This window comes from Acidithrix sp. C25, from assembly GCF_904848545.2.
Genome location: NZ_CAJHCI020000002.1, coordinates 876,333 through 902,359, shown reverse-complemented (window position 1 = coordinate 902,359; position 26,027 = coordinate 876,333). Strand labels below are relative to the sequence as shown.

Genomic DNA, 26,027 nt, shown 5'->3' with positions numbered 1-26,027 from the left:
TCAATAGCGCACACGGAGGCTTATAGTCTCCGTGTGCATTTTTTTGGCGATCTAAATCGCCACATACCCTTGGGTAATCCAATTTGGAGGTTTTTTGTGGGTTTAGAGGACTTGAGTCATAATTTCCTGACCGGGAATATTGAAAACTTAGTCAAATGGGCGCGTCGTAATAGCGTTTGGCCGGCCACTTTTGGTTTGGCTTGCTGCGCAATTGAGATGATGTCTGCTGGCGCTGGAGATTATGATCTTGCCCGTTTCGGGATGGAGGTCTTTCGGGCTTCCCCACGGCAGGCTGATTTGATGATCGTAGCCGGGCGTGTCTCTCAAAAGATGGCGCCGGTTCTGAGGCAGGTCTACGATCAGATGATGGAGCCTAAGTGGGTCATATCCATGGGTGTCTGTGCCTCAACTGGCGGAATGTTTAATAACTACGCCATCGTACAAGGGGTAGACCAAATCGTTCCAGTCGACGTCTATGCGCCTGGGTGTCCACCTGGCCCCGAGACGTTAATGCATGCAATATTGACCTTGCATGAGAAGATTCGAACTGGCGAGATTACTCGTCGTAAGGGTGAGGGAGCAGGGATAGTAGTTGAGGAGCGTCCGAGGATCTCTCCGATTGCACCTGCAAGTGCCTCCCCAAAGAGCGCTTCGGTAAAAGTGGTGAATAAGTAGATGATGGATGAAGTTGTTAAAGATTCTTCGGGCGTATATTTTCCAAGGCCCGATCAGTATCTAGCGCTCATAGAGGATTTGAAGGATCACACCTATGAATTCCTTTCGGATCTATGCGGTGTGGATTACCTTGGCGATTCCACCAGGGTGCTTCCAGATGGAGTGCTCGGTGAGCGTTTTGAGGTTGTAGTGGTGCTGACTTCTCTGGTAGAACGCAAGCGGGTTAGGGTACGCGTTCAAGTTCAAGAGGCAAACCCGATCGTAGGTTCGCTCTTTGACCTTTATGTGGGATGTGAGGCCATGGAGCGCGAGGTCTATGACCTTTTCGGAATAGTTTTCGAGGGTCATCCTGACCTTAGCCGAATCTTGCTTCCAGAAGAGTGGGAGGGCCATCCATTGCGCAAGGACTATTCGATTGGAAGAGTCCCTGTCCAGTTTAAAGCTTCTCAGGCAATCAGATAGGGGTGAATTGACGATGGTGAAGCAAGTATCAAGCGGATCTCCAAATAAGGCTTCGAATCCTTCTAAAGATTTACTCTCTAAGGAGGTTGAGATAGAAGCTCTAGCGGCTGAGACCTCTGAGGGTTCTCAGGAGATGTTCGAACGCTCTGACACAGATATGGTGGAGTTCCGACGAGAGTCCGGCTCGGTATTGCGAATTGCAGAGGGTGCTATCCTTGACTCGAGCGATATTGATGTAGAGGTTTCAGAAGACGAAACCATGATTATAAACATGGGCCCCCAACACCCCTCAACCCATGGTGTTTTGAGGTTGATGATGGAGCTCAAAGGCGAGATGGTTCTTCGAACTAAGCCAGTTATCGGTTACCTTCACACTGGAATGGAAAAGACTGCAGAAGGTCTTAGCTATATTCAGGGTTCGACCAACGTAACTCGAATGGATTATCTCGCTCCACTCCATAACGAACTGGTCTTTTCCTTGGCGACCGAGTCGTTACTTGGAATTGATATGCCACCTCGTGCAACCTGGATTCGGATGTTGATGTCGGAGCTAAACCGTCTTTCGTCGCATCTTATGTGGATGGCGACGAATGGAATGGACCTTGGTTCGACTTCGATGATGATCTATGGCTTTAGAGAGCGAGAGATGGTGCTTTCTTTCTTTGAGAAAACTACCGGTCTTCGAATGAACCATAATTACATTCGTCCTGGTGGCGTCGCCGCGGACCTTCCCGATGGATGGTACGACGACGTTTTGGCAATTTGTCAAACGATTCCGGGTCGACTCGATGAATACGATGAGATGCTTACAGGTCAGCCGATCTTTCGCGAGCGAACTGAAGGGGTTGGAATCATAACCCAAGCCCAAGCGATCGCCCTTTCGGCTTCTGGTCCATTGCTTCGATCGACAGGCGTAGCGTGGGATCTTCGTAAGGACATTCCCTATTTGGCTTATGATGAAGTTGATTTTGACGTGATCGTGGGAAGCGTGGGGGACACCTTTGATCGTTTTGCAGTTCGCCTTGCCGAGTTGCGAGAGTCGGTGCGCATAATAGCCCAGATCATTGAAAAGATGCCCGAGGGTCCATATCGCACTTTGGATAAGAAAGTTACCCCTCCGCCGCGAAAGCGCATCGATGAATCGATGGAGGCACTTATTCACCACTTTAAGCTTTTCACAGAGGGCATTCATGTGCCACCTGGGGAGAGCTATGTTGCTGTGGAGTCACCACGCGGTGAGTTGGGTTGTTACATGGTCGCGGATGGTTCAGCTAAGCCGTTCCGTATGCATATTCGAGGGCCGTCCTTTGTGAATCTGCAGTCGCTTCCAACGATGATGGCTGGAAGTTTGATAGCGGACGCGGTTGCAATTATTTCCTCGATTGACCCAGTTATGGGAGAGGTGGATCGTTAAATGAGTGGTTTTTCGCAAATAATGCGAAGGCGTGCGGAGTCTCTCGTGGAACTTTACCCCGAGCGACGTTCGGCCTTGATTCCTCTTTGTCATCTAGCACAAGAAGAGGCTGGATACCTCAGTGAGGATATGATGCGAGATATTGCAGATCTCGTAGGCGTGACGCCCGCTGAAGTCTATGGAACGGCAAGTTTTTATGACATGCTCCACACTGAGCCAGTCGGCAAATATCTAGTCGGCGTATGCACCAATATTGCGTGTCTCTTGCAGGGCGGTGGCGAATTGCTCGAACACGCCGAGGAGAAGTTGGGCGTTTCGCCTGGTGGAACTACCCATGACGGAGTTTTTACCCTTGAAGAGGTTGAGTGCGTTGCCCATTGCGACAAAGCGCCTGCTGTCCAAGTCAACTATCGTTTTTTTGGGCCTCTGACGGATGAGACCTTTGATGAGTTGATCGATGACCTCAGCGTTGGAAAGTACGAGGGTGAAGTTCCTAGCCATGGAACACTCATTCGAGTCCATCGCGAGGTTGGGATTGAGGTTCCAATGGAGGAGATTGTCGCTCAGCGCCGAGAGTCGGACGCCGCTATTGCCAGTCGTAAGGCAGCACTTGAAGCTGCGAAGGAGTCTAAGTGACAACTGTTAGTGAACACGTCCCCAAGATTGTGACTTCGCGCATCGGGTTGGATCAATCGTATTCGATTGATACCTATCTAGCAACTGGAGGTTATGTCGCCTTAAGAAAGGCGCTTACCACCATGACACCTGAGGCCGTGGCCAGCGAGGTTATGACTTCAAACTTATTAGGTCGAGGTGGAGCTGGTTTTGAAGTTGGACGCAAATGGTCCATGCTAAAGAACTCGCCCGTTCGATATTTGGTAGTCAACGGCGACGAATCTGAGCCTGCAACTTTCAAGGATCACATGCTTATTGAAGGCGATCCCCATCAAATAGTCGAAGGTACCATAATTACAGCCTATGCAGTAGGTGCTTCGCGAGCTTTTATCTTCATACGAGGTGAGTTCGCGTTAGGACTAGAAAGAGTTCAAGCTGCAATAAACGAAGCCTATCGCTATGGTGCTTTAGGGCAAAATATCTTCGGGAGCGGTTTTTCACTTGACTTGGTGCTACACCCCGGAGCCGGAGCTTATATTTGCGGAGAAGAGACTTCTCTGATCGAATCTTTAGAGGGTAAGCGCGGATATCCTCGAATCAAACCTCCATTTTTCCCCGCGGTAATTGGACTTTACGGTGCACCTACGATTGTAAACAACGTAGAGTCGATGTCCAATATTCCATGGATTGTAAATAACGGCGGTGCCGCTTTCGCCTCTCTGGGAGTAGGGCGTTCGACAGGTACTCGAATCTTTGCATTGGCCGGTCACGTCAATCGACCTGGTAATTACGAGGTCGAGATGGCGAAGATGACCTTTAGAGATTTGGTCGATTCGCCACAATACGGCGGTGGCATGAGGCTTGGCAGATCAGTCAAAGCCTTCATACCAGGTGGCGTTTCGGCACCATGGTTTGGACCTGAGGGTTTGGATATTCCCTTGAGCCAAGATGACGTTGCCAAAGCTGGATCGATGCTTGGTTCAGGGTCGATAGTCATGATGGACGACCACACCTGCATGGTCAGGGCTGCGTGGCGTATCACTAAATTTTTCAATCGAGAGTCATGTGGCCAATGTACGCCGTGTCGCGAAGGAAGCGGTTGGATTGAGAAGATGATGCGACGCATTGAAAACGGTGGAGGACGCGAGGCCGATCTAGATTTGCTTTTGGATGCCTGCGACAATATCGCGCCGGGTCTTTCGTGGCCTCCGGCCCAAACGACGATATGTGTTCTAGGACCATCGATTCCTTCGTCAGTAGTTGCTGCGATAAAGATGTTTCGCGACGAATTTTTAATTCACATCAAAGAGGGTGGTTGTCCGTATGAGTAATACCGAATCGAATCCGGATTCACTAAAGATTGTCGTTGACGGAGTAGAGATTGACGCTAAGCCAGGTGAACTTATAATTTCGGCTGCCGAGCGCAACGGTGTCTTCATACCTCGTTTTTGCTATCATCCGAGAATGTCTTCGGTTGGCGTCTGTCGAATGTGTCTGGTGGATGTAAAGGGGCCACGTGGTTTTAGCTTGGCACCTTCTTGTTATCTGACGGTGGCTCCCGGAATGGAAGTCATCACCAACTCCGATAAGGTAAAAAAGGCACAGGATGGCGTTCTTGAGTTTCTTTTAGTAAACCATCCGCTTGACTGTCCAGTTTGCGACAAGGGAGGCGAGTGCCCACTTCAGGACCAGACTTTAGCCTATGGCCCGGGCGAATCCCGCTTTGTTGAAGAAAAGCGTCACTTCGAGAAGCCAATTGCCCTCTCTGAGATCGTCTATCTTGATCGGGAGCGATGCATCCAATGTGACCGATGCGTTCGATTTGCCAGTGAAATTGCCTTTGACCCCTTGATTGAGTTCATCGGAAGAGGTGATCATACCGAGGTAAATACCTTCCCTGACAGCCCCTTTGCTTCATACTTCTCAGGTAATACGGTTCAGATATGTCCCGTTGGCGCTTTGACAGCGAAGCCATATCGATTCAAAGCACGCCCTTGGGACTTAGAGCAGAGTGAAAGCACCTGTACTACTTGCTCTGTAGGTTGTCGAATTGCGATTCAGACCTCTCGTAGTGAAGTGACTCGCTATCTAGGAATCGATTCCGACGCAGTAAATCACTCTTGGTTGTGTGATCGGGGACGTTTTGGCTACGAAGCCACTAACTCTTCCGAACGGCTTTCAGAGCCATATGTTCGATATCGCTCAGATCTTGCAGCGGTTTCATGGCGGGATGCGATTGGTAAGGTCGGAAGTATCCTTCGAGGAGCGATCTCCCAGGATCCAGCAAATGTCGCCTTTATAGGTGGCTCGAGCCTTACCAATGAGGGAATCTATTCCTTTGTTCGACTTGCCAAGTCGGGACTTTCTGTGGAGAATTTCGATGCCAGAGTTATGCCAAGTCGCTCAGCGGACGTTCTATTTTCGCTTCCGCGAGTGTCATTGAACGAAGCCATGGCTTCGTCGATCGTAGTTGTCATAGGGGCCGATCCTCGCGAAGAGATGCCAGTCCTCTTTCTGAGAATGGGCGAGGCATCTAAGACCAAGACTGAGATCTATGAGCTTTCTAGGGTCGAGACATCGATTTCAACTTTTTCCAAGCATATTGGGGTCTCTCAGATCGACCTTTTGCGCCAACTGCGCGAAGGTAACTTCGGCACTAACACATCTTTAGAGTCTTTGTTTGATCGACTTGCAACTGTGGATAAAGTTACCTTTGTCATAGGGGACGAAACCATTGCGAATGCTTCGGTGATCACGGACGAACTCGCCCTGGCGTTGCACGAGAAGGTCCCAAATGCGGGTTTTCTCTTTATGATGTCGGATGCGAATATTTTTGGTGCCTATGACCTAGGAGCGATTCCTGGATATGGTCCAGGTAGGGTAGCCCTAGGCACAAATGGCGATAGCAATATTGGAATCGATACATATTCGATATTGCGACGTGCTTGTGACCAAGATATGGTCCTTGTTATCTTGGCTGAGGATCTAATCACCAAGATGGCCGATACGGCTTTAGTCGAAGCTGCACTTTCGCGATCTACGGTGATAGTGATCGATAGCTATTTGACTGCTACGGGTAAATACGCCGATGCTATCTTGCCACTGGTGGCTCCGGGAGAGACCGCTGGAACTCATACAAACTTTGAGGGACGTGTTTCGCGTTTAGGTAAGGCTGTGGTACCGATGGGCCAAGCTAAGACCGACGTGGTGATTGCAGCTGAGATTGCTCGCGAGATGATGATCGAAGCCACAAGCCATGACCATGAAGATATTTTCAATGAGATGGTGGCCACCTGCGCACTATATAGCGGCCTCTCCTATAGCGAACTTGGTTCTGAGCGGTCTCCGGACGGGGTGATTGTCCCGCTGCCGAGAACGAAGGTTGCGATTGGTCGCCGTCGTTCTTTGGATCCGATCGCCACTCCTGGTCTGGTGTCTAGTGGTCGCCAAGGTCCTCCAGCAAATATCGATGAAGCTGTCGATAATGGACCATCTGACTACGTGGGAAGATTTACTCAGGCGAGCTTTGCAAGGCAGTCAGATAAAGTTGACCTTGTTGACCATCAACAACATGGCGAGTACCTCCTAGTGTTGACGCGTCCACTCTATTATCCGACCCCCGATCTTGTGGTGTCTCCTGTGATGAAGGCTTTGATACCATCCTCGCAAGTTCGAGTTCCTTCTATCCTGGCGGATAGTCTTGGACTCATTGACGGCCAGGAGGTTGAACTTAGCAACGGAGAGATGGGCATCCTTAGGGTTCCTGCTCTGATTGATAAGACGCTTCCTGATGACATAGTGGTCGGTACGTTGGGGTCGGGAGTCAACTTGTTGTCCATCGTGGATTCGTCTAAAGAAGTAAATTATGTGAAGGTAGGGATAAACTGATGGGTCAAGACCCGCTTTTTCTCGGCCATATCTCACTAGGGGTTGTCCTGATCGTCGTTGTAAAGGTCCTCGTGGCTTTTGTAGCGCTTTTGGTCTCAGTTCTTTTGATGATTTGGTTCGAGCGTAAGATAATCTCGGATATGCAGAACCGAATTGGACCTAATCGAGCAGGCCCCTATGGTATTCTTCAGACACTTGCCGATGGAATCAAGCTCTTTTTCAAGGAAGATTTGATACCAGAAAAGAGTGATCGATTCGCCTTCAAATTGGCTCCATATTTGACGGTTATCCCGGCATTTTTGATCTTTACGATCGTACCAATTGGCGGCACAGTCCATATCTTTGGTCACGTAGTGGAGTTGCAAGTCGCGGATCCCCCGATTGGAATTCTCTTTTTGCTTGCGATGTCATCGGTCGCGGTCTACGGTACAATGCTGGCTGGTTGGTCTTCTGGCTCTAAATACCCGTTGCTTGGCTCTGTTAGAGCTTCAGCACAGATGGTCTCCTACGAGGCCGCGATGGGACTTTCGGTCGCAGCTGTTGTATTGATAACTGGTTCCTTGGGTACTCGGGACATAGTCAACTCTCAGATGGGATCGTTCTTTGGGATCTTCCCCAAGTGGAATATTATTCGCCTTGGTATCGTACCCTTTGTTATCTTTGTGATCGCGATCACCGCCGAGTTGAATCGTCCTCCATTTGACCTAACCGAAGCAGAACAAGAGTTGGTCGGTGGATTCCATACCGAGTATTCTTCGATTCGGTTTGCCCTCTTTTTCTTGGCTGAGTTCATGAATACGATTTCGATGTCAGCTGTCATCGTGACCTTGTTCCTCGGTGGTCCAGATGGCCCCAACCTCGGTGGGCCTGCATGGATTTGGCCGATTCTCTGGTTCTTGATCAAGACTGGTGCATTTCTTTTCTTTTACGTATGGGTAAGAGCGGCTCTACCGCGATTGAGATACGATCAGCTGATGGATTTGGGTTGGAAGATACTTATCCCAATCTCGCTGGCTTGGCTTCTGTTGGTTGGAGCTATGCAAGTATCTAAGGTCTATGGTTTTGTCCTTTTCGTAGTCTTTTTGATAGGTGGATCGGTGCTCTATCGAGCTGTATCGATCGGACGCGACAACGATTCAGACGTTGAGACGATTGCTACATTTACACGGATTAAGTTCAACGATGAAACCTCCATCGAAGGCTCAAATGAGGGAGATAACTGATGGGCGTATTTGATGGCTTCAAGGGCTTCAAAGTCACGCTGAAGCAAATGGCCGAGCCTCGCATTACTGGCCAATATCCAAGGGATAAAAGGCCAAAGCCACCGCGGTTTCATGGACGTCACGTCCTGAATCGCTACGAAGATGGCATGGAAAAGTGTATCGGTTGTGAGCTTTGTGCCGGGGTTTGCCCCGTAGGTTGCATCTATGTAAGAGGTAAGGATAATCCTATCGATGATCCAGTCTCACCTGGTGAGCGATATGGATTTGTCTATGAGATTAATTATCTTCGATGTATTCACTGCGACCTTTGTGTAGAGGCCTGTCCGACCGAGGCAATCACCGAGTCGAAGCTCTTTGAGTTTTCCTTTACTTCGCGTCAAGACGCCATTTATACAAAGGATGAATTGGTCGTCGATGACGATGGCAAGCCGATGCAAATGCCCTGGGAGGACTGGCGAGAAGGCGATGACGAGATGACATCTGGTTGGATGCGCGCAACCTCTCCAAGTGGTGATCCGGGCTTCGAAGGTATTGTTCATTGGTCCAATGAACTGGGTTATGGGACGAGAACTCCCGAAGACGGTCAAAAGAGCGATAGAGACGAGAGCGCCGTTAATTCCTTTGCAATTAGGAAGATCAAAGGGGATCGCATCTCCAAAGCTAACGGTGGGAGGGTTAGATAGTGGAGACAAGCCTTATCTTAGCTGCAATCGCTAAGCCGGATTTGATTACATTTATTGCGGCTGCAGCAATTGTTTTGGCTGGCGCTTTTGGCGTTGTGGCATCAAAGAATCCAGTCCATTCGGCTTTGTCATTGGTGATGACGATGTTTGGAATCGCCATTTTGTTTATTGAAGAGAATGCGCAGTTTTTAGCGGCGGTACAGATAATTGTCTATGCCGGTGCAGTCGTTGTTTTGTTCTTGTTTGTCATCATGTTGCTTGGCGTCGATAGAAGAGAGATCTTTTCGCGTGAGAAGCTCCGAGGTCAACTCCCTATGGGTATCGTTGCAGGAGTAATCGCCTTGGGCGAAGTACTCCTTTTGGCTAAGACCACCTGGGCAACGGGGGCTAAAGCATCGACGGGTCCAGTCGGGAATTCCGTGGACAATGTAACAAGAATTGCACGGGCTGTCTTTTCGACCTATCTTCTCCCATTTGAAGCAACCGCAGTTCTGCTCGTCATCGCGGTTCTTGCCGCGGTGTATCTGGCTCGTCGTGTGGTTGTCGAACATAACGAAGAAGAAGAGATCGCAGTTGCGATTCCCGAGCCAGATGATAGCGACTTTGGGGTCTCGATTTCAACGGCCGACTATAGCGAGGATTTTGAGAATGAATCTGATGAAGAGGTGATCGATCTATGAGTATTCCAGGAAGTTGGTTCTTAACACTGGCTGCGGTGCTCTTTAGTGTTGGCGTCGTTGGCGTTTTGGTTAGACGTAATGTAATCGTGATGTTTATGTGCGTCGAGATGATGCTAAATGCAGTGAATTTGACCTTTGTTACCTTTGCACGAATGTTGGGCGATATAGGCGGTCAGGTACTTGTCTTTTTCGTTCTAGTTGTTGCGGCTGCAGAAGTAGTAGTGGGATTGGGAATCATCGTTTCAATCTTTAGGCGACGCGTAGGCGCTACCGCCGATGACTTACATCTTTTGAGGGGCTAGCGTGGAAGGTTTAATTTTTCTCATACCGGCTATGCCGTTAGCTGGTTTCTTTATCAACCTATTTTTTGGGAGATTTCTTCCAAAGCGGGTTGTAGGTTGGCTGGCAACAGCTCTGGTCGGTGTCTCATTTGTAATTGCACTGACTGAATACTTTCACCTGCTTTCTCTGACTTCAGCTGCTAGGGCGTTGGCACCTAACCTCTTTACATGGTTTGCAGTGGGTCATTTGAGCATTCACTTCGGGGCTTATTTGGATCCGTTGTCGAGCGTGATGATATTGTTCGTGACCGGTGTAGCGACCTTGATACATGCTTATTCCATTGGCTATATGGATCATGATCCTCGATTTAGAACGTTCTTTGTCTATTTGAACCTCTTTGTCTTCTCAATGTTGGTCTTGGTTCTTGCCAATAACTTTGTCGTAGCCTTCCTTGGTTGGGAGGGTGTTGGCGCCTGTTCGTATTGGTTGATCTCATTTTGGTTCGACCGAGATAGTGCAGCTTCAGCTGGCAAGAAGGCCTTTATTATCAACCGAATTGGTGACTTTGGCTACATGCTTGGAATGTTCTTGCTCTTTGAGGTTGCAAAGTCGCTCAATTATACTTCGGTATTTGGCAATATTGCCTCGAGCGCAGCACATGGTGGTCATCCCTTCATAAGCGGCCCCCAAGCTACTGCGATTGCCTTGCTGCTCTTTGTCGGTGCGGCTGGTAAATCCGCTCAGATTCCACTCTTTGTATGGCTAGTGGATGCCATGGAGGGTCCAACTCCAGTTTCAGCTTTGATTCATGCCGCCACAATGGTTACCGCAGGCGTCTATTTGATGGCTAGAGTCGCTCCGATCATTCACCTCTCATCGAACGCTGGCACCGTGATTGCGATAGTTGGCGCTGCGACTGCCTTTGTCGCTGCGACCGCTGCGACCGCCCAGAATGATATCAAGAAGGTTCTTGCTTATTCAACGGTTTCACAGCTCGGGTATATGTTTCTTGGAATTGGTTCAGGAGCATATGTTGCTGCGATCTTTTTGATGATAACCCACGCATTCTACAAAGCACTTTTGTTCCTTGGCGCTGGCTCGGTGATTCACTCCTTGGGTGATGAACAAGATATCAAGAAGATGGGAGCGCTCTATAAATTGATGCCAATTACTGGCTTCACCTTTATCATTGCGTGGCTTTCCATTGCAGGTTTGCCGCCTTTTTCGGGATTTTTCTCCAAAGGCGATGTCCTCCTAGCTGCCTATTCAAAGTCTCCAATACTTTGGGCCGTTGGAGCCATAACAGCAATACTTACGGCTTACTACATGGGACGAGAAGTTTATCTGGTCTTCTTTGGTTCACCAAGATATCGCGAAGCGCTCACTAACCATGATGGCCACGGTGCTCATTCAGAGCCCCATGAATCTCCAAAGGTTATGACCGTGCCGCTGATTATCCTGGCAATTGCCTCGATCTTGGCTGGTGTCATGAACCTTGGTATTAGCTCGAGCACAGACTTTCTAACCAACTGGCTATTGCCAGTCTTTGGTAAGGCTCAGGCAAACTTGACCTTTGGTGGTGGTACTAAAGTGATTTTGGAAGTCGGTGACATCGTCTTTGCGCTCCTTGGTATCTTCATAGCAACTAGAGCTTGGTCTAAGACCGCAAGCAACCCATCTCTCGAGGTTGGTTTCTTGAAAAAGGGATGGCAGATCGACCATCTCTTCGACTCAGTCTTCGCTAGAGGATCTAGCGGACTCGCGATCGAATTGAATGAGATAGTTGATAATGAAGTTATCGATGGTGCCGTAAATGGCTCGGGACGTCTAATTGGCGCTCTTGGTGGATCGCTGCGGGGAATTCAAAGTGGTTACGTTCGAAGTTATGCCTTGATCATCAGCTTTGGTGTGGTTTTGATTCTCGGCTTTGTAATTACGAGAGCAGGTCTTTAGGAGATGTTATATGTCGAACCAATGCAAGATGAGATTAATAGTGGCGGTGAAGTTCGTTGAGTAACGTATTGGAAGTCCTTGTTATTTTGCCAGCCATAGGTGCTCTTTTGATTGCGCTCCTTCCCAAAGAGGTCCGAGGAAGACTGGTAGTTCCAATAACAGGAGCTATATCTATTGCCGAGGCAATATTGGCGATCGTTCTCGCCGTCAACTTCAAGGCTGGAGTGGCATCTTATCAATATGTTTCGAGCTACAGTTGGATCTCTTCTTTTGGGATCTCTTGGAAGCTCGGGGTAGATGGGATCTCGATCTTTTTAGTCCTTCTGACGGCCTTGATCTTTCCGATTGCATATATCGGTGCCAAGGAGCGAGCCAACGCGCAGAGCTTCGCAGCCTGGATGCTTCTCCTAGAGGCAGCCTGTATGGGTAGTTTTATGAGCTTGGACCTGTTCGCATTTTTTGTTACCTTTGAATTGACCTTAATACCGACCTATTTCCTGATCGGGTCGTGGGGCTATGAAAAGAGTGGCGCTGCGGCTATCAAGTTCTTTATCTATACCTTCCTAGGCTCTGCACTTTTGCTAGTTGGAATGCTTGCACTCGTCTTTATCCATTCGGCTCAAACTGGCGTTACGACCTTTGACATTGCCGCTTTGGCTAAGACATCACTTTCTAGCGGAACTGAGAAGTGGCTCTTTTTGGCCTTTACCGCGGCATTTGCCGTGAAAGCTCCGATCTTCCCCTTTCACACTTGGTCGCCTGACGCCTATCGGCAAGCGCCTACGTCGGGCGTAATTGTCCTTGCTGCCATTATGGCCAAGCTTGGTACCTATGGTATCTTGCGTTTTGACTTCACGCTCTTTCCGCATGCGGTTGTCTCATTTGGTCCATTGCTGCTTACTTTGGCGGTAATAGGGATCATCTACGGAGGAATCGTGGCCGCTGGCGAGCGTGATATAAAGCGAATGCTCGCCTATTCTTCTTTGAGTCACATGGGCTTTATAATCTTAGGATTCTTTGCCCTGTCGCGCGAGGGCGTAGCTGGCGGCGTGCTTCAGATGATAAATCATGGCATCTATACTGCTGCACTATTTTTATTGGTGGGCTTTCTCTTTGCGGCAACTGGAGCTATCGACATGGATCGCCTTGGTGGGCTTCAATCCAAGGCACCGGTCATGGCAGGTATTTTCACCTTGTTTGTAATGGCATCGATAGGACTGCCTGGACTAAGCGGCTTTGTAGGTGAGTTTTTGATTCTCATTGGTAGCTTTAGCACCCATCGCTGGTGGGCTGTTGTGGCTGCTTTTGGTGTCGTTATCTCGGCCGTCTATATGCTTTGGTCATACCAACGGATATTTCATGGGAAGCCATCGGAGCCAGACTTGATTCCAGAGAGTCGTCCGATTGAGATCAAGAAGGGTCAGATCTTGGTCCTTGCACCACTGATCGTGATAGTAGTTGCTTTGGGTCTTTATCCACGACCGATCCTTGATCGAATAACTCCCAGTGTGAATGCCCTTATAAGCCATGTAAATGCAGCGAACGTCTCTCCAAATGCTATGGGCGTTATCGTGCAAAAAGGAAAGGGATAGTCCTTATGAATTCAATCCTTGGATTAATATCTACTGGCCCCAAGATTGTCTTTCCGTCGATTTCCTATAAGGCAATTGGCCCCGAGATAATTCTGATCGTGGGAGCCCTGGTGATCATGCTGATCTCATCGCTTGCGCCATCGCTAAAACGGACCAAGGCGATTGGCGCGATGGCATTTGCCGTAACCGCCATTGCTTTGATCGATTCGATTGTTCTTTGGTCGAACTTTGTCTCCCATGGGGCATCGAGAGCGATAGCATCCTCGATCGTACTCGATGGATTTGCTATATTTTTGATGATTACGATCTCTTCTGCGGCGCTTCTGTCGGTATTGGCCGGCGAAGCTTACCTATCGAGGAGCCGGATCGGTCGAGTTGAGTATCACTGCCTTTTGCTTCTATCAAGCGCTGGCGCCATCCTTTTAGCAAGCGCTGGCGACCTGATCGTTGTCTTTTTGGGCCTTGAGATCTTGTCGATTGCCCTCTATGTCATGGCAGCTTTCGAAAAGCGCAATCAACTATCTGGCGAAGCAGGACTAAAGTACTTCATACTTGGCGGTTTTTCCTCTGCAATCTTCTTGTATGGAATTGCCCTTACATACGGTGCCACCGGCACTACCAACATTCAAAAGATCGCCTCTTTCTTGGCCACTAATACCGTAACTTCTAACGGTGTTTTATTGGCTGGAATTGCGCTTTTGATCGTCGGTTTGGGCTTCAAGGTTGCTGCAGTTCCTTTTCACCTTTGGACACCAGACGTCTATCAAGGAGCTCCAGCGGCTGCGAGTGGTTATATGGCAGCAGTGGCCAAGGCCGCAGGTTTTGCAGGTCTGCTGAGGATTCTGATAACGGCGTTTCCTACTCAGCGCCTTGATTGGCAGCCTATTATTTGGGGACTTGCGGCTCTTACGCTCGTTGTGGGTGCAATACTGGCGATAGTTCAAAGCGATATCAAGCGCATGCTTGCATACTCCTCGATTAATCATGCTGGTTTTGTACTACTTGGAGTTGCAGCTGGCACTGCCGGTGGGGTTTCAGGCTCGCTGTACTACTTGATCGCTTACACCTTCATGGTCATTGGCACCTTTGCTATTGTAAATGTCTTTGAAGATAGCGATACGGGTGTGGTTCCGATCGAACGCCTTAGGGGTCTCGCTAGAACTAATCCGGCGCTAGCGCTCTTTATGGCAGTATTACTCGTAGCTCAAGCAGGTGCGCCGCTCACAACTGGTTTATTGGCTAAGTTCTCAGTTATTGCTGCGACTGTAAAGGCTCATTCTTATATCCTCGCCGTGATTGCGATGCTATCAGCTGTAATCGCCACCTTCTTCTATCTGCGAGTGGTAGCCGTCATGTACTCTAAGGTTCCACAAGACAAGGTCTCTGAATCACCTATTGACGATGAGGAAGTGTTGGTATTTGCGAGTGGCGGTGATGGTGATCTGGGTTCGTTCGATCGACCCGAAGGCGATTTGGCGGTACTAGCTCCCGCAAAGGTGGCGGTAGCTCGCTCGCTACGAATTTCAACTGAAGCTAAGATCGTGGTCGGAATAAGCATTCTATTTACTGTTGGATTTGGTATCTTTCCGAATCCTCTTGTTCATATGGCAGATTTAGCCAAGCTTCTGTTTTAGAGAATCAATTCTTCGAGAACCAGTTTTTAGGGCGGGTTCGCAATGAGTAGATGTTAATCAAAAGGGCTCGATTAAGGTGTTTATCACCCTGATCGAGCCCTTTGTTTTTAGCGATTGTGGCGCGTTCGGGCTTTTCTCGCAATGTTGGTCGCAATTAGCATTAAAAGGGGACCAACTCCTGCTTTGCCTTGGATGGTTGGTTTCGGTCTAAAAAAGGCGGTCTTTCAGTTTTTTGTGGGGGAATGAAGTTCGGATACTTTATTCTTGCGAGCCAGGATGCCAGGATTGAAAGAATTGCAAGGAGCTAGTTTTGTTTTTGAATTTCGGAGAGATTCTTGAATGTATTTTCGCGGTATAGGTTTTAATAGTGGGTTTTAGTACTTCCTTGCCATTGATTTGGGCAAGGAAAGAGGGGGTAAACCGGCACCTAAGGACTAAACACAGCTCCCCATTGGCCTTTTAGATTGGCCTTTTAGAACTAGTTCTAGCATCGTTTGGCTCTTTCAAGTAGCAATACCGATTGCTATTGCTTTGGAACTAGAAACTTTCCTATAACTGGAAGTTCCCAAAGCGATTCTGCTCGAGCAATTGCGATAGCAATTTGAGGGAGGCTGTCTGGGGATTCAAAGACCAGATAGCGAGGAAGCCAGATTGGATGGAATTTGGAGTTGAAGCGCCAGAGGCTCTCAATCTGCATTGTATCTGATAATCTTTTGAGAAACCATCTTTCGATCCTCGAACTGACACCGTCTTCAGTCTCTCCAGCTATGACGGCACGCATTGTCGCGAAGTTTAAGCTGAGCGCCTCCATTGCATTTGCCCTTAGATATTCAATTGTGGCTACCACCATAAGGTCGGTTAGTCCATTTGGATGGTCAGCTAGATCCCGACGCATAAGGTCAAGTGAATATCCATTTATTCCTGGTGCGGGTACCCATTGGCAGAAGCCCACCACCTCGTTGTTTGGGCCATAAGCTATGCTCAATAAGAGGCCAATATCTCTTGGATCTAGAAAGCGACCAAGTGTCATAGAGAAGCCTCGTTCGACCCCACCTTTGCGACTTTGTGCGAGGACTCTGGTGAGTTCATCGCGCAACGGGCCGCTAACAGTTGCCGGGTCTACGAATTCGACACGGTAGTTGTAGTTGCGCATTCTGTTGACGGCTTGCCGGAGCGATTTATTCTTATTTCCATCTAGGTGGAAGTCGGAGACATTTACCACTGCTTCATCTCCGATATAGATGGAGTGAAGGCCGCTAGAGGCATAGGTTGTCTGCCATGGTTCGCCAGAACCTAGTACGCATATCGTCCAACCATTTGAATTTGCATGATTTCGAAATGCATTCCAGGCTTGAGTGGCCGTTGCAGCTGGTCCTATAGGGTCAGGTGAGACCACGGCTACTGTGCCAATCACGGCATAGGCGATCAAGGTGTTATAGGCGATAAAGTGCGATTTGTCGTCGCGAAGAGCAAAGTAGTCAAGTGTGGTTTTGGAGTAGCGGTTGACTATCTCAGTTGGCGTAAGTGCAGGTCGACCTGGCAGAGTCAATCTTGCCACCTTTGCCTCAACTACTGGTCGAGATGCTCGAAGGAGAAGAAGAGCTAGAAGCGTTAAGGCGGAGTAGCTGAGCGCTGGGGCTAGAAAAAGGTTGATTGAATGAGGAATTGGGATCGATTGTGACCCTACCATCCGTTCAAGAACCGCTAGGAGTCCATTGAGTATTCCTATAGAGGTGCTACGGCTAAAGAGCAGAAGATCAAGGCGTAATGCTAAAGAGCCAGCGATAAAGATCAAAAGCCATCCAATTGGTATCCTGATGATGCCCTTTAGCATGGGAATCCTATTTGTTGGCGCAGTGAATGCTTTGCGAGAGGCGACGAGCGATCCAACCAATATCGCGGTCAGAATCGACTCCTCAATGTCGCCACCCTTGATCAGGTTGGTTATGACGCTGGCGCTAGCTATAGCCACTGTCAGCAGGTAGGCGACTCGTTGACCCCTTCTTAGACCACTGGCGAGAGCCATTAGCCCCACGGATTCGATCGCAGCAATCGCATTGGCGGCCACGGGTACCGCTAGTGGGATGAACTCTGTTATAAGACTTAGCCGCGAGCGAAGTGGTGGCACCAGAGTTGAAATTAAGTCAATTAATCCAACTAGCAGAACGCCAAGGGCCACTAGTCGCCGTGGCCTTGAGAATTTGGTAGAGGTTGCGTCGCTAGGAATGTAGCCTTCGCCACCGGGATATGACGCCAGGATACGCAGGCCACTCGTCGGATCGTGTTTTCCTAGACGAACAAGTCGCTCGCTCCTTGACTCTAGGGGCAGTTCTTCAGTCTGAGAATAGAGACGAACTCTCACTTTGGCACCTGGCTGAATTTCTACCCAGGTGCACTGCGCGATCGGCTGAAAGACTGATGGTAGTCCAAATCGTGCTGGGGACTCTCTGTAGCATTTTGATATTCCACCAGTGGCGCAAAAGAATCCTGAGGTCATGTCGGTCATCTCGGGGTTCAGGCTGTTGCCGATGATGGTTCCGATATGGCTGTCGTCTAACGCCTCCATGGCTGCGATTCGTGCGGCAAGGTTTGGTAGTGCTTCTCCGCTATTTGTGGCGATAAGTGGATTTTCAATCATCCCGGCGTATGTTCGACGCGCTAGCCACGTTGCAATGGTCAGGACTAGGACTGCATCCAATAGTGTGGCTGCGCCAGCAATTTGGATAAAGGGTGCTAACGCGCGAATTCGATGTTTGAAGTGACCTATCGTTGGCAGCGCCAGAATTACCGGCAACTTAATGAAAAAGGCGCCCAGAATCGGTGCGATGAGCCATGGAAGATATCGCATTGCCTTTCGATAGAAGATTCGGGATGCGAAGAATCGAGATATTGCGCCCTGGTTGTCGACGAGGTCTATGCCTTCTAGCCATTTTGCCCGTTTGGTCAGATGGGGAATTATCTCCCCAATGAGATGCGTAGACCATGGGGTATCAACTTTTGAATATGGATCGACTTGATTCGATCTGGCTTCGAATTCTCGCCCTGAGAATATATCGATTGTTTTTGGTCCATTGGTGGTCTCGACAATAAGGCTGACCTTGATTCCTAAGCTGGCTTGGCCTATCGTTTCTAAGTCTTTTTGTTGAGAGAGATCCCAAGCTAGAGATCGATCTCTAGAACCAGGAAGAATGTAGATTTCAAAGCCGTGAGAGGTAGTGAGGTCCCGAAGTTGACCAAAGAACTCCTTTTCCTGATCGATTAGGTCACAAACTTTGACTTGTAGGGTTTGATTAGAAAGATCAAAGAGATTCCCAGCAAAGATTATTACCCCTGGTCCATCGAGTGTTGCCAGGTATTCCTTGAATTTGGTTAGTTCGCCGCGAGTGCCGGGCTCAAAGCGACCGATCAAAAGATCTGAAGCTACGATCACCCGGCTTCCGATACCGACATGAACTTCAATTTCTTTCTTGCAAGCGCTATGAAGGCTTTCATCCACAAAATCATCGATGCTTTCTTTAATGTGCATCGTTTGATTTTCGGCTTCATATGGTTTTGCAGATAGTGAATCCAAGTTAGTTATCCTTACCCCTTTCATATCTCAATAGGATAATCGCTATCAGGGATTGATTATCTGACTGAAGTGATCCAAGGAGATATCCAAATATGCAAATTGACCTTTCAGGCCGACCCAAGAATTGGATAATCAACGAGAAGGTCAGTATCAATGAAACCGCGATCATCTTTGATATTGACGGAGTTCTAGCGGATGCTTCTCTCCGGCAACACTTTTTAGATCGCCCGAGACGCGACTGGGATGGATTTTTCAATGCGGCTGGTGATGACCCCCTGATCAAAGAGATGGGCACCTTGATGACGCTTATCGATCCCCAATTTAGTTTTATTTTGATGACCGGTCGACCGTCGTCGATCGCCGACTTGACCGTTGCATGGTTAGCTACGAACAACCTTCGGTGGGATCTGTTGATTACCCGTAATTGGGGGGACTATAGCCGAGCGAGAGAATTCAAGGCGTTAGAGACCAATCAGTTGTTGGGGATGAACTTTGAGATCGTTTTGGCATTCGAAGATGATAAGCGAAACGTCGAGATGTTTCGAGAAAATGGGGTGCCATGTATCTACATTGAGTCGGGCTACTACTGATCCATTGCATCGAAAGACCAAAAGCTAAAGCACGGTTTGCCCTGCTTGAATCGTATGAATCAGCTTTGATCTAGCCGATAGTTGCCCCTTGGGGCAACTATCGGCGATAAAGTTTATAATTCTTATCAATTGGTCTCTTTGAGAACTTACATTAAGGACCAGCCTGATTATCGACCTAACTTGTTCAATGGCCGATAATCAGCTACCACAATGAGGCTCCACAACGCCTAAAGAGTCTCCCAATTCGCTTGCGCACCCATTGGGCGTTGGCTTTCTAGAAATGTAGCGGTTTGCTTGTATCTTTAGCTACGAAGGAGTCAATCTCGAAAATTATTGAATTGTAGGGGTATCTGAAAATCACCCTCGCGCAGTTTGGAGATCACCTCTTGGAGATCATCTCGTTTTTTGCCTGAGATCCGCAAGGAATCGCCTTGGATTGAACCCGAGACGCCTTTGAGGTTTAAGTCTTTTATGAATTTGTTAATTGCTTTTGCTTTTTCAGAGGAAATTCCGGCAACGAGCTTGATCGTTTGACGAGCCGATCCCCGACTACCTTCTACAATTTGACCCTTCTCGAGGCTCTTTAGCGAGACGCCCCTTTTTACTAGTTTTTCTTCCAGTACGATTTCAAGAGCCTTTAGGCGGTCCTGAGACGATGATGAAAGGTGGAGCTCGGAGTCGGTATATTCGATCTCCGAATTTGTATCTTTAAAGTCGAAACGTGTCGATGCTTCGCGATTTGCTTGATCAACCGCATTTCGAACTTCTTGTAGGTTTACTTCTGAAACGACATCAAATGTTGGCACACTAATATAGGATATTCACAAAAGAGTGGGTCGGTGCCCGAGCGGTCAAAGGGAGCAGACTGTAAATCTGCCGGTTACGCCTACGTAGGTTCGAACCCTACCCGGCCCACAAAGCTATGTTCGACTTTATTTGTATCCGAAAAAGTGGATAAAGTTATTGGCGACATAGCACTCAAGAGTCTCCCTTCTTACCACCCTTTTTACCGTAAAGTTTCCCTTTGGGTATATTGAGAAGTTTTGACCTTATTGCGTTTCTTGGATTTAGATTCTGCTAGCGACATTTAACCTGGTACTAATGATCTTCTCGCATGGCAATTGCTTATCTGCTGATTTCGTTTGCTTAGGCTGGGAAGTGGTCGATTTCTGTTATTTATGAAATTGTGCTGAAGTGACGATTAGTATTCGACCTCCATTCGGGATTGTGTGAGTGAAATATCAGGTACGATTAATTGTTATAGATAGTTGAATAGTAACCCGATCTGGAAAGTGCAAGTCCGCTTCGACCCGAAATTTCCCAATCGATGTAGTTGGCAGTCTTAGTAATCTTAAAGAACGACGGTCCCAAGAAGGCAAATGCAATTAGCTCAATCGAAATTGATGAATGGAATCAACAATCTAACTACCGTGCGTAGGCATGATCTAAAATTTGTACGCAACGTTGGAATTGTTTCGACCGTGGCTATAGTCATTGGCTCGCTTTCTCCATCGGTTCCCTTCACCTCTAAAATTCCCGGTTCATGGTTTTTTGGAATCGCCAACGGTCCGCTTTCGTTAGGGATACTTCCTTCGTGGCTCGCACAAGCGATTTTTTATTTCGGCTTTATCTCAGGTCTTTTAGCCTGGCTATGGCTAGTTCAACTTGTCATGGCAAAGGAAGTTACCACTAAGCAGTTGATAGTGATAGGAGCAATCTGGTTTGTACCCCTTGCGATAGCCGGTCCCCTATATTCGAGAGATATTTACAGCTATGCTGCAATTGGCGAAATGGTCTCGAGGCATATTTCACCCTATCAGTATGGCCCCAATATTTTGGGAGCGACGCCATATTTGAATACAGTTGACCCATTTTGGGGTAATGCTCCAGCTCCTTATGGCCCGCTCTTTTTATGGTTTTCCGGTGTTGCGGCGGTCGTAACCCAGCATAATCCATTTGCCACCATGCTATTTTTGAGAGTCGCCACGGTCATTGCTGTCTTAGCCATCATCTTCAGTTCGATGAGAATCGCAGAGATTTTGGGTAAAGACAAAAGGATCGCTTTGGTTTTGATTGGATTAAATCCGATCGTAATCTTTCACCTTGCATCTTCTGGCCATAACGATGCGTTCATGATAGCTTTCATGACCCTGGGCCTTTTGATGTTTTACAAGGGTCATTCTATTTTAGCGACGGTCTTGATTTCTGCAGGTGCGGCGGTCAAGGTTCCTGCCGTGATAGCGTTGGCCTTTATCGCCTGGAATTCTACGGCTGGTAACAAGATCAAGGATAAGATCATCCCTTCAATCAAGTATGGGTCGATAGCACTTGCAACTGTAGGGGCTATTTCATATTCGACAGGTCTTGGATGGGGTTGGATCCATAATCTAGGAACGCCGGGCACTGTTAGATCGCCAGCGGTACCTACTACAGCCCTGGCGGCTTGGTCAGATAGGTTGACCTCTTTGTTGGGGATTCCGCTTCATTTTGCCGGATTCCTAACGCTCTATAGGGCTTTGGGACTTCTTGGGGCGGCTTTGATCACGCTGTATTTTGCCTTTCACCTAGAGCGTTTTAGCTTTGAAAGAGCGATTGGGTACTCGTTATTGGCGCTTGTCTTGTTGGGACCAGTTATCCAACCATGGTATATTGCATGGGGCCTGATTTTCGTGGCCATTTCGCCCAGCGAGCGAGTTGTGAACGGTGTAGTAGTGGTGACGTTTATGGGCATGATGCTAGGTCTCCCCGACGGCCCGATGCTTGTCTCTTGGACTGTGTACGTCGTTGGAACCCTCGCTCTTGTGGGATATCTGGGTGTGCGATATCAGTTGTCTTTTATCCCGTCGCAGTTAAAGGCGCTGAATCTCACCCGTGAGAGACTATTTGTCAATCGATAGTCGCAGTAGGGCTCTTGAAGTACTGATGTTGGATTCAAAGTGATCGATCCAGACGTTGAGTTTTTCCTTAGATCTCATCCAGAATTTGCTGGTCTCTATAATCACTTTGGGGTTCCTGGCTTTTTAACTCCTAACTTGTCTTTTGTTAGAAGTTCAAATGAGATTTTTGCATCTTTGGTTCGAACTGTTGTGCATCAGCAATTGTCGGGCGCCGTCGCGAGCGTCTTTGACAAAAGAATACAAGAGGCTGCTTCGGGTGATGTTTCACCAGAGAAGGTATTGGCTCTTTCGTTCGAGGGACTACGCGCATTGGGACTATCAAATTCCAAGTCCCGCTCAATTTTAGAGCTCGCTCAGAAGGTCTACATAGGTGAGTTGGATCTGATAGAACTAGTTACTTTAGATGAGGCTGCTATCTCTAGTTCATTGTGCGGGCTATATGGTTTTGGACCTTGGTCTGCGCAGATGTTTTTGCTATTTGATTTAGGCAAGAGAAATGTTTGGGCTCCAGCCGATTTAGGAGTTCGAAAGGGCTTTCGTATTCTCTATGGCCTTGATGATCTTCCTTCAATACCAGAGATGACTAAACATGGTGAGAGGTATTCTCCCCTTGCTTCACTTGCAACTTGGTACCTATGGCGAGTGCTTGAATTGCCTAAGTCGATCTCTTGATCTGATCTATTGACTTGGCTGCCCGACCGCTCGATTTGAGGATGATGGGGATTCTTCGATCCTGATATGATTCTCCTAAGGGGAGATCAAATTTGCTATCTTCACATTCCAGTGTATCTATTTGTGTTTGAAGAATTGCTGCCATCGAGGTTCTCAGGGTTCGTAATTTAGCGCCGTGAATAGTTTGGTTATATAAAAATAAAAGCCGCTAAGAGCGCCGATTTGGTGTGAGCTGGCCACTCGGGAAAAGCTTTCAGTGATTATAGGTTTTATTGAGATTAAGTGCAATATAAAACTGACGAGTGTGGTGGTTTTATATTTAGCTTAGTGCTGGTTTTGATTAAACTAATTTATCGGATTAGGTTTGTACTCATTGGCATTTTGGTGACTCTTGTGAGAATAAGAGATTTAGTCATGATATTGTACCGATTCCTCGCCAAGGTCGGTTTAATTGGTGATTGATCTTTTTGTAACCTATCAAGGACGAGAAGTCCTAGATTTCGCAACCTTTTCTGGATTAATGAGGTGATGAGTGGGGTATTTGCCGTCAACCTGAGACTATTTGCATAGTTTTTGTGACGCTTGGCATGACGCTTTGCTCTTTTATTTGAATGACGACACCTTTTAGTCGCTGGCGTTTCAATGCTTGTTCTGGGGTACTGGTATGGTCGCCAGCATGCTATATCGTTTTAAATAATTGGTCCATACTGGCTATTCGATAGAGGCCAATGGATAGAGGCCATTCGACTCCAAAGGGTAGGAGTTTCATTGAGATGGCGCCTTTTGACTCGGGTGACCCTCCTTTGGTCGATTTTGAAGGCTTAGAAATTACGAGCTGTCTGCAATAGGTCTTTATACTTTTGCCCAATTTAGTCTTTTGGCTATTCCGATGGGTTTCATTGTTCTAGATGGCTGTAGCTTTTTCGTACCCATTATGGCCGATCAGCTTCGTCGTCTTATGAATTGGTTCTATGACTTCTTGAATTGACTTACCGTGGATTGATTTAAGGATAAGCGATCTGCGATGTGATTTTTTTAGAGGAAGCAATTTTACATAAAGCCATTAATCAGCGCAGCCACGGATCGACTGAAGCTTTTCCTGGTGATCCATAGTGGTTCTATAAGCGACCGGGCGATAATCGATTCCGCATTGATCACACTGATTAGATTATTGATATGTGAATAGACAATTGGTGCTTTGGGCTACCAAATGACTCTCCACCAAGGGGGATTTGTGGCTGAGATCATCTTTGTATCAAGTTTATTTGGAAATACCAAATGATTCTTGACTCCTGAAAGTGCCAAGGTGTGGTCTGCTTTGATAAGGTGCCAAGTGCCAATGAGAAGATAGAGCACACAGATGGTGTCCTTGGCTGGGTTTATTTACTTTGGTCGGCACTTTTGCATCGCTAGGGTAAATCACCGATTCCAACTAATCGACCTAGATACGCCTTTGTGAGTAGTTGTAGATTTTGCTCCCCTTCTTCTCGACCTTGGTTGGTGGGCATTTGCTTTCTGGCCTACGAAGATTTTAAGAGGAGGCGGACTATCTTGTCTGATTCCCGGTGCGATAAGAGCGTTGCCTTCATGATCAAAGCCGGCCTCCGTGCTTGGCAGATTGCGCCGTCGACGGGGATCTTTTATTGAGGTTTTAGCAAGAGTTCAAGGAGCATCATGTCGATCCATTTTCCAAATTTCCTACCGACTTCACGCTCAAGGCCAACTTCGAAGAAGCCAATTGACTTATGAAGGGCAAGCGATGCGGTGTGATCTGAAGCCACCCTAGCCATACAGGCATGAAAGCCATGTTTCGCCGCTAGTCCAACGATGTTGGAGAGGAGTAATTTGCCGATACCTCGACCCTGGAAATTAGGGTCAATGTAAATAGAGTCTTCGACGGTGGTCGAATAGCCAGGACGAACGCGGTATGGTGATACTGACGCGAACCCTACGACTTGTTCTGAAATGGTGGCAACGAGAGCAGGGTATGGGCCTAAGTGTTCTTCAATCCATTTAGTCTGTGTCTCGATCGTTCTTGGAACAAGGTCAAGTGTCACGCGGGAGCCAAGTACTTCGCGATTGTAGATTTGCATCAATGGCACTGTGTCGGTAAGTGTTGCCGGTCTTACGGCGACTTTCGGGGTATTTGGCATTGTTATTTTCATAATCGTAGTTGATGCCAGCTAGTAGATTGTTGTGAATTTTGATTTCCCTTAAACGTCAGGTTTTGCCTTTGGGCGGATATAGAATAACTAAGCTATTTTTATCAAGCGCCCCCTTAGCTCAGACGGCAGAGCACATCCATGGTAAGGATGGGGTCGTCGGTTCGATTCCGACAGGGGGCTCCAAGGCGGCGTAGCTCAGGTGGTTAGAGCACACGGCTCATAATCGTGGGGTCGTCGGTTCGAGTCCGACCGCCGCTACCAGAAGTAGCAGTGCATTGCTTTTCGTAATGTATAGGTAGTCGCTGTGAACGAGTTTAGAGATACACGGAGAGCTCAATGGCAAAGAACGAAAAAAGAATTAAAGTAACGCTCGCTTGCGAGACCTGCAAAAGGCGTAATTATATTACGACAAAAAACCGAATCAACGATCGCGAGCGAATCGAAATGAAGAAGTATTGTCGTTGGGATCGTCAGCACACAACTCACAAAGAGACTAGGTAGTTTCTTTCTTATTAGATCTCGCCGCATCTTTTGCTAAGGGTTACTCTTGGCAAAAGATGCGGCGTTTTTATTTAATTTTTTGCGAACTCCTAGATCTATCCATTAGCGATAGCTATTTCTAGCTACTTTCAATGCGACGGCCTTGCGCTCTTCAAATCCGTGGTTTGTAATAACCGAAACTTCGCCACCAAAGTGCAGTTTCGCCAATGGATGTTAAACCTTTGCATTGAATCTGAGGAGATATCCAATTGGAGTTTGACCCAGCAACGCTATCTTCTGTTTGAGTCGGTGTTTGGGGCGCTAGGGTACGGCTACCGTTTCGATTTTGGGTTGAAGGAGTGGTGTGATGGTCGTGGCTTGATTGTATGGCGTGGGGGTAATAGCAATTTCTAGAATTTCGCTGTTGTTGGTTATATCTGTCTCTTGGATTCTCCTGTCTCTTGGATTCTCCTGTCTCTTGGATTTTCACCCCTAGGACCGCTAGCGCGTCGCAATCGTCGCCATGGTCGTAATGTCATTCGGCGGTACTT

General features: G+C 47.8%; 20 protein-coding genes and 3 tRNA genes. 20 read left to right on the top strand and 3 right to left on the bottom strand.

The genetic code is table 11. From position 1 onward, the window contains the following. Positions 1–96: 96 nt before the first annotated feature. The 13 genes from ACIDITHRIX25_RS97105 (at position 97) to ACIDITHRIX25_RS97045 (ending at position 15,101) form a co-directional block, all read left to right on the top strand. Positions 97–675 (top strand): NADH-quinone oxidoreductase subunit B, encoded by a 579-nt coding sequence (locus ACIDITHRIX25_RS97105; protein ID WP_082058433.1) that lies wholly within the window; start codon positions 97–99, stop codon positions 673–675. Continuing rightward, positions 676–1,137: an NADH-quinone oxidoreductase subunit C gene (locus ACIDITHRIX25_RS97100; protein ID WP_052604356.1), complete on the top strand. Its 462-nt coding sequence runs from the start codon at positions 676–678 to the stop codon at positions 1,135–1,137. A gap of 157 nt (positions 1,138–1,294) precedes the next feature. Beyond that, complete coding sequence (locus ACIDITHRIX25_RS97095) at positions 1,295–2,551, top strand: NADH-quinone oxidoreductase subunit D (RefSeq protein ID WP_152625817.1); 1,257 nt, start codon at positions 1,295–1,297, stop codon at positions 2,549–2,551. Further along, positions 2,552–3,187: an NADH-quinone oxidoreductase subunit NuoE family protein gene (locus ACIDITHRIX25_RS97090; protein ID WP_201733343.1), complete on the top strand. Its 636-nt coding sequence runs from the start codon at positions 2,552–2,554 to the stop codon at positions 3,185–3,187. It begins immediately after the preceding gene. Next, on the top strand, positions 3,184–4,497 hold the full coding sequence (gene nuoF / locus ACIDITHRIX25_RS97085; RefSeq protein WP_052604355.1) for an NADH-quinone oxidoreductase subunit NuoF: 1,314 nt from the start codon (positions 3,184–3,186) through the stop codon (positions 4,495–4,497). Before ACIDITHRIX25_RS97090 ends, nuoF begins: the two co-directional genes overlap by 4 nt. Further along, positions 4,490–7,054 carry an NADH-quinone oxidoreductase subunit NuoG gene (gene nuoG / locus ACIDITHRIX25_RS97080; protein WP_201733342.1) on the top strand — a complete coding sequence of 855 codons (2,565 nt, stop codon included), beginning with the start codon at positions 4,490–4,492 and terminating at the stop codon, positions 7,052–7,054. Before nuoF ends, nuoG begins: the two co-directional genes overlap by 8 nt. Beyond that, positions 7,054–8,277: an NADH-quinone oxidoreductase subunit NuoH gene (nuoH, locus tag ACIDITHRIX25_RS97075; protein ID WP_201733341.1), complete on the top strand. Its 1,224-nt coding sequence runs from the start codon at positions 7,054–7,056 to the stop codon at positions 8,275–8,277. The genes nuoG and nuoH overlap by 1 nt, the downstream gene beginning before the upstream one ends. Continuing rightward, positions 8,277–8,960 carry an NADH-quinone oxidoreductase subunit NuoI gene (nuoI, locus tag ACIDITHRIX25_RS97070; protein WP_052604353.1) on the top strand — a complete coding sequence of 228 codons (684 nt, stop codon included), beginning with the start codon at positions 8,277–8,279 and terminating at the stop codon, positions 8,958–8,960. The genes nuoH and nuoI overlap by 1 nt, the downstream gene beginning before the upstream one ends. Beyond that, entirely contained in the window at positions 8,960–9,640 is a 681-nt protein-coding gene (locus ACIDITHRIX25_RS97065) for an NADH-quinone oxidoreductase subunit J (RefSeq protein WP_052604352.1), read from the top strand. Before nuoI ends, ACIDITHRIX25_RS97065 begins: the two co-directional genes overlap by 1 nt. Beyond that, the gene (gene nuoK, locus ACIDITHRIX25_RS97060; protein ID WP_052604351.1) at positions 9,637–9,942 is read left to right on the top strand and encodes an NADH-quinone oxidoreductase subunit NuoK; all 306 of its coding nucleotides are present in this window, start codon (positions 9,637–9,639) and stop codon (positions 9,940–9,942) included. The genes ACIDITHRIX25_RS97065 and nuoK overlap by 4 nt, the downstream gene beginning before the upstream one ends. A 1-nt stretch (position 9,943) precedes the next feature. Beyond that, on the top strand, positions 9,944–11,875 hold the full coding sequence (nuoL, locus tag ACIDITHRIX25_RS97055) for an NADH-quinone oxidoreductase subunit L (protein ID WP_201733340.1): 1,932 nt from the start codon (positions 9,944–9,946) through the stop codon (positions 11,873–11,875). Between the two features lie 56 nt (positions 11,876–11,931). Continuing rightward, positions 11,932–13,467: a complex I subunit 4 family protein gene (locus ACIDITHRIX25_RS97050; protein WP_201733339.1), complete on the top strand. Its 1,536-nt coding sequence runs from the start codon at positions 11,932–11,934 to the stop codon at positions 13,465–13,467. Between the two features lie 5 nt (positions 13,468–13,472). Continuing rightward, the gene (locus ACIDITHRIX25_RS97045; protein ID WP_052604348.1) at positions 13,473–15,101 is read left to right on the top strand and encodes an NADH-quinone oxidoreductase subunit N; all 1,629 of its coding nucleotides are present in this window, start codon (positions 13,473–13,475) and stop codon (positions 15,099–15,101) included. 523 nt (positions 15,102–15,624) lie between these two features. On the opposite strand, the gene ACIDITHRIX25_RS97040 is transcribed toward ACIDITHRIX25_RS97045, so the two are convergent. Next, positions 15,625–18,672 carry a bifunctional lysylphosphatidylglycerol flippase/synthetase MprF gene (locus ACIDITHRIX25_RS97040; protein WP_052604347.1) on the bottom strand — a complete coding sequence of 1,016 codons (3,048 nt, stop codon included), beginning with the start codon at positions 18,670–18,672 and terminating at the stop codon, positions 15,625–15,627. Positions 18,673–18,764: 92 nt separating this feature from the next. Here ACIDITHRIX25_RS97040 and ACIDITHRIX25_RS97035 point away from each other — a divergent pair, with 92 nt between their 5' ends. After that, the gene (locus tag ACIDITHRIX25_RS97035; RefSeq protein ID WP_052604346.1) at positions 18,765–19,262 is read left to right on the top strand and encodes a phosphatase domain-containing protein; all 498 of its coding nucleotides are present in this window, start codon (positions 18,765–18,767) and stop codon (positions 19,260–19,262) included. A 317-nt stretch (positions 19,263–19,579) separates the two neighbouring features. On the opposite strand, the gene ACIDITHRIX25_RS97030 is transcribed toward ACIDITHRIX25_RS97035, so the two are convergent. Further along, the gene (locus ACIDITHRIX25_RS97030) at positions 19,580–20,068 is read right to left on the bottom strand and encodes a YajQ family cyclic di-GMP-binding protein (protein ID WP_200891172.1); all 489 of its coding nucleotides are present in this window, start codon (positions 20,066–20,068) and stop codon (positions 19,580–19,582) included. A gap of 27 nt (positions 20,069–20,095) precedes the next feature. On the opposite strand from ACIDITHRIX25_RS97030, the gene ACIDITHRIX25_RS97025 reads away from it, so the two are divergent. The 3 genes from ACIDITHRIX25_RS97025 to ACIDITHRIX25_RS97015 all read left to right on the top strand — a co-directional run bounded on the left by ACIDITHRIX25_RS97025 (position 20,096) and on the right by ACIDITHRIX25_RS97015 (position 22,831). Continuing rightward, positions 20,096–20,177, top strand: a tRNA-Tyr gene (locus tag ACIDITHRIX25_RS97025). A gap of 464 nt (positions 20,178–20,641) precedes the next feature. After that, positions 20,642–22,159 (top strand): polyprenol phosphomannose-dependent alpha 1,6 mannosyltransferase MptB, encoded by a 1,518-nt coding sequence (mptB, locus tag ACIDITHRIX25_RS97020; protein ID WP_201733338.1) that lies wholly within the window; start codon positions 20,642–20,644, stop codon positions 22,157–22,159. 39 nt (positions 22,160–22,198) lie between these two features. Then, the gene (locus ACIDITHRIX25_RS97015) at positions 22,199–22,831 is read left to right on the top strand and encodes a DNA-3-methyladenine glycosylase family protein (protein ID WP_201733337.1); all 633 of its coding nucleotides are present in this window, start codon (positions 22,199–22,201) and stop codon (positions 22,829–22,831) included. A 1,640-nt stretch (positions 22,832–24,471) separates the two neighbouring features. Here ACIDITHRIX25_RS97015 and ACIDITHRIX25_RS97010 read toward each other — a convergent pair. Next, positions 24,472–24,984: a GNAT family N-acetyltransferase gene (locus tag ACIDITHRIX25_RS97010; protein WP_160291698.1), complete on the bottom strand. Its 513-nt coding sequence runs from the start codon at positions 24,982–24,984 to the stop codon at positions 24,472–24,474. 119 nt (positions 24,985–25,103) lie between these two features. Between ACIDITHRIX25_RS97010 and ACIDITHRIX25_RS97005 the strand changes: the two genes are divergently transcribed. The 3 genes from ACIDITHRIX25_RS97005 to rpmG all read left to right on the top strand — a co-directional run bounded on the left by ACIDITHRIX25_RS97005 (position 25,104) and on the right by rpmG (position 25,497). Beyond that, positions 25,104–25,179: transfer RNA gene (locus tag ACIDITHRIX25_RS97005), tRNA-Thr, on the top strand. A gap of 1 nt (position 25,180) precedes the next feature. Further along, positions 25,181–25,257, top strand: a tRNA-Met gene (locus tag ACIDITHRIX25_RS97000). Between the two features lie 75 nt (positions 25,258–25,332). After that, positions 25,333–25,497, top strand: coding sequence for a 50S ribosomal protein L33 (rpmG, locus tag ACIDITHRIX25_RS96995; RefSeq protein WP_082058425.1), 165 nt, complete (start codon positions 25,333–25,335; stop codon positions 25,495–25,497). Positions 25,498–26,027: the final 530 nt, after the last annotated feature.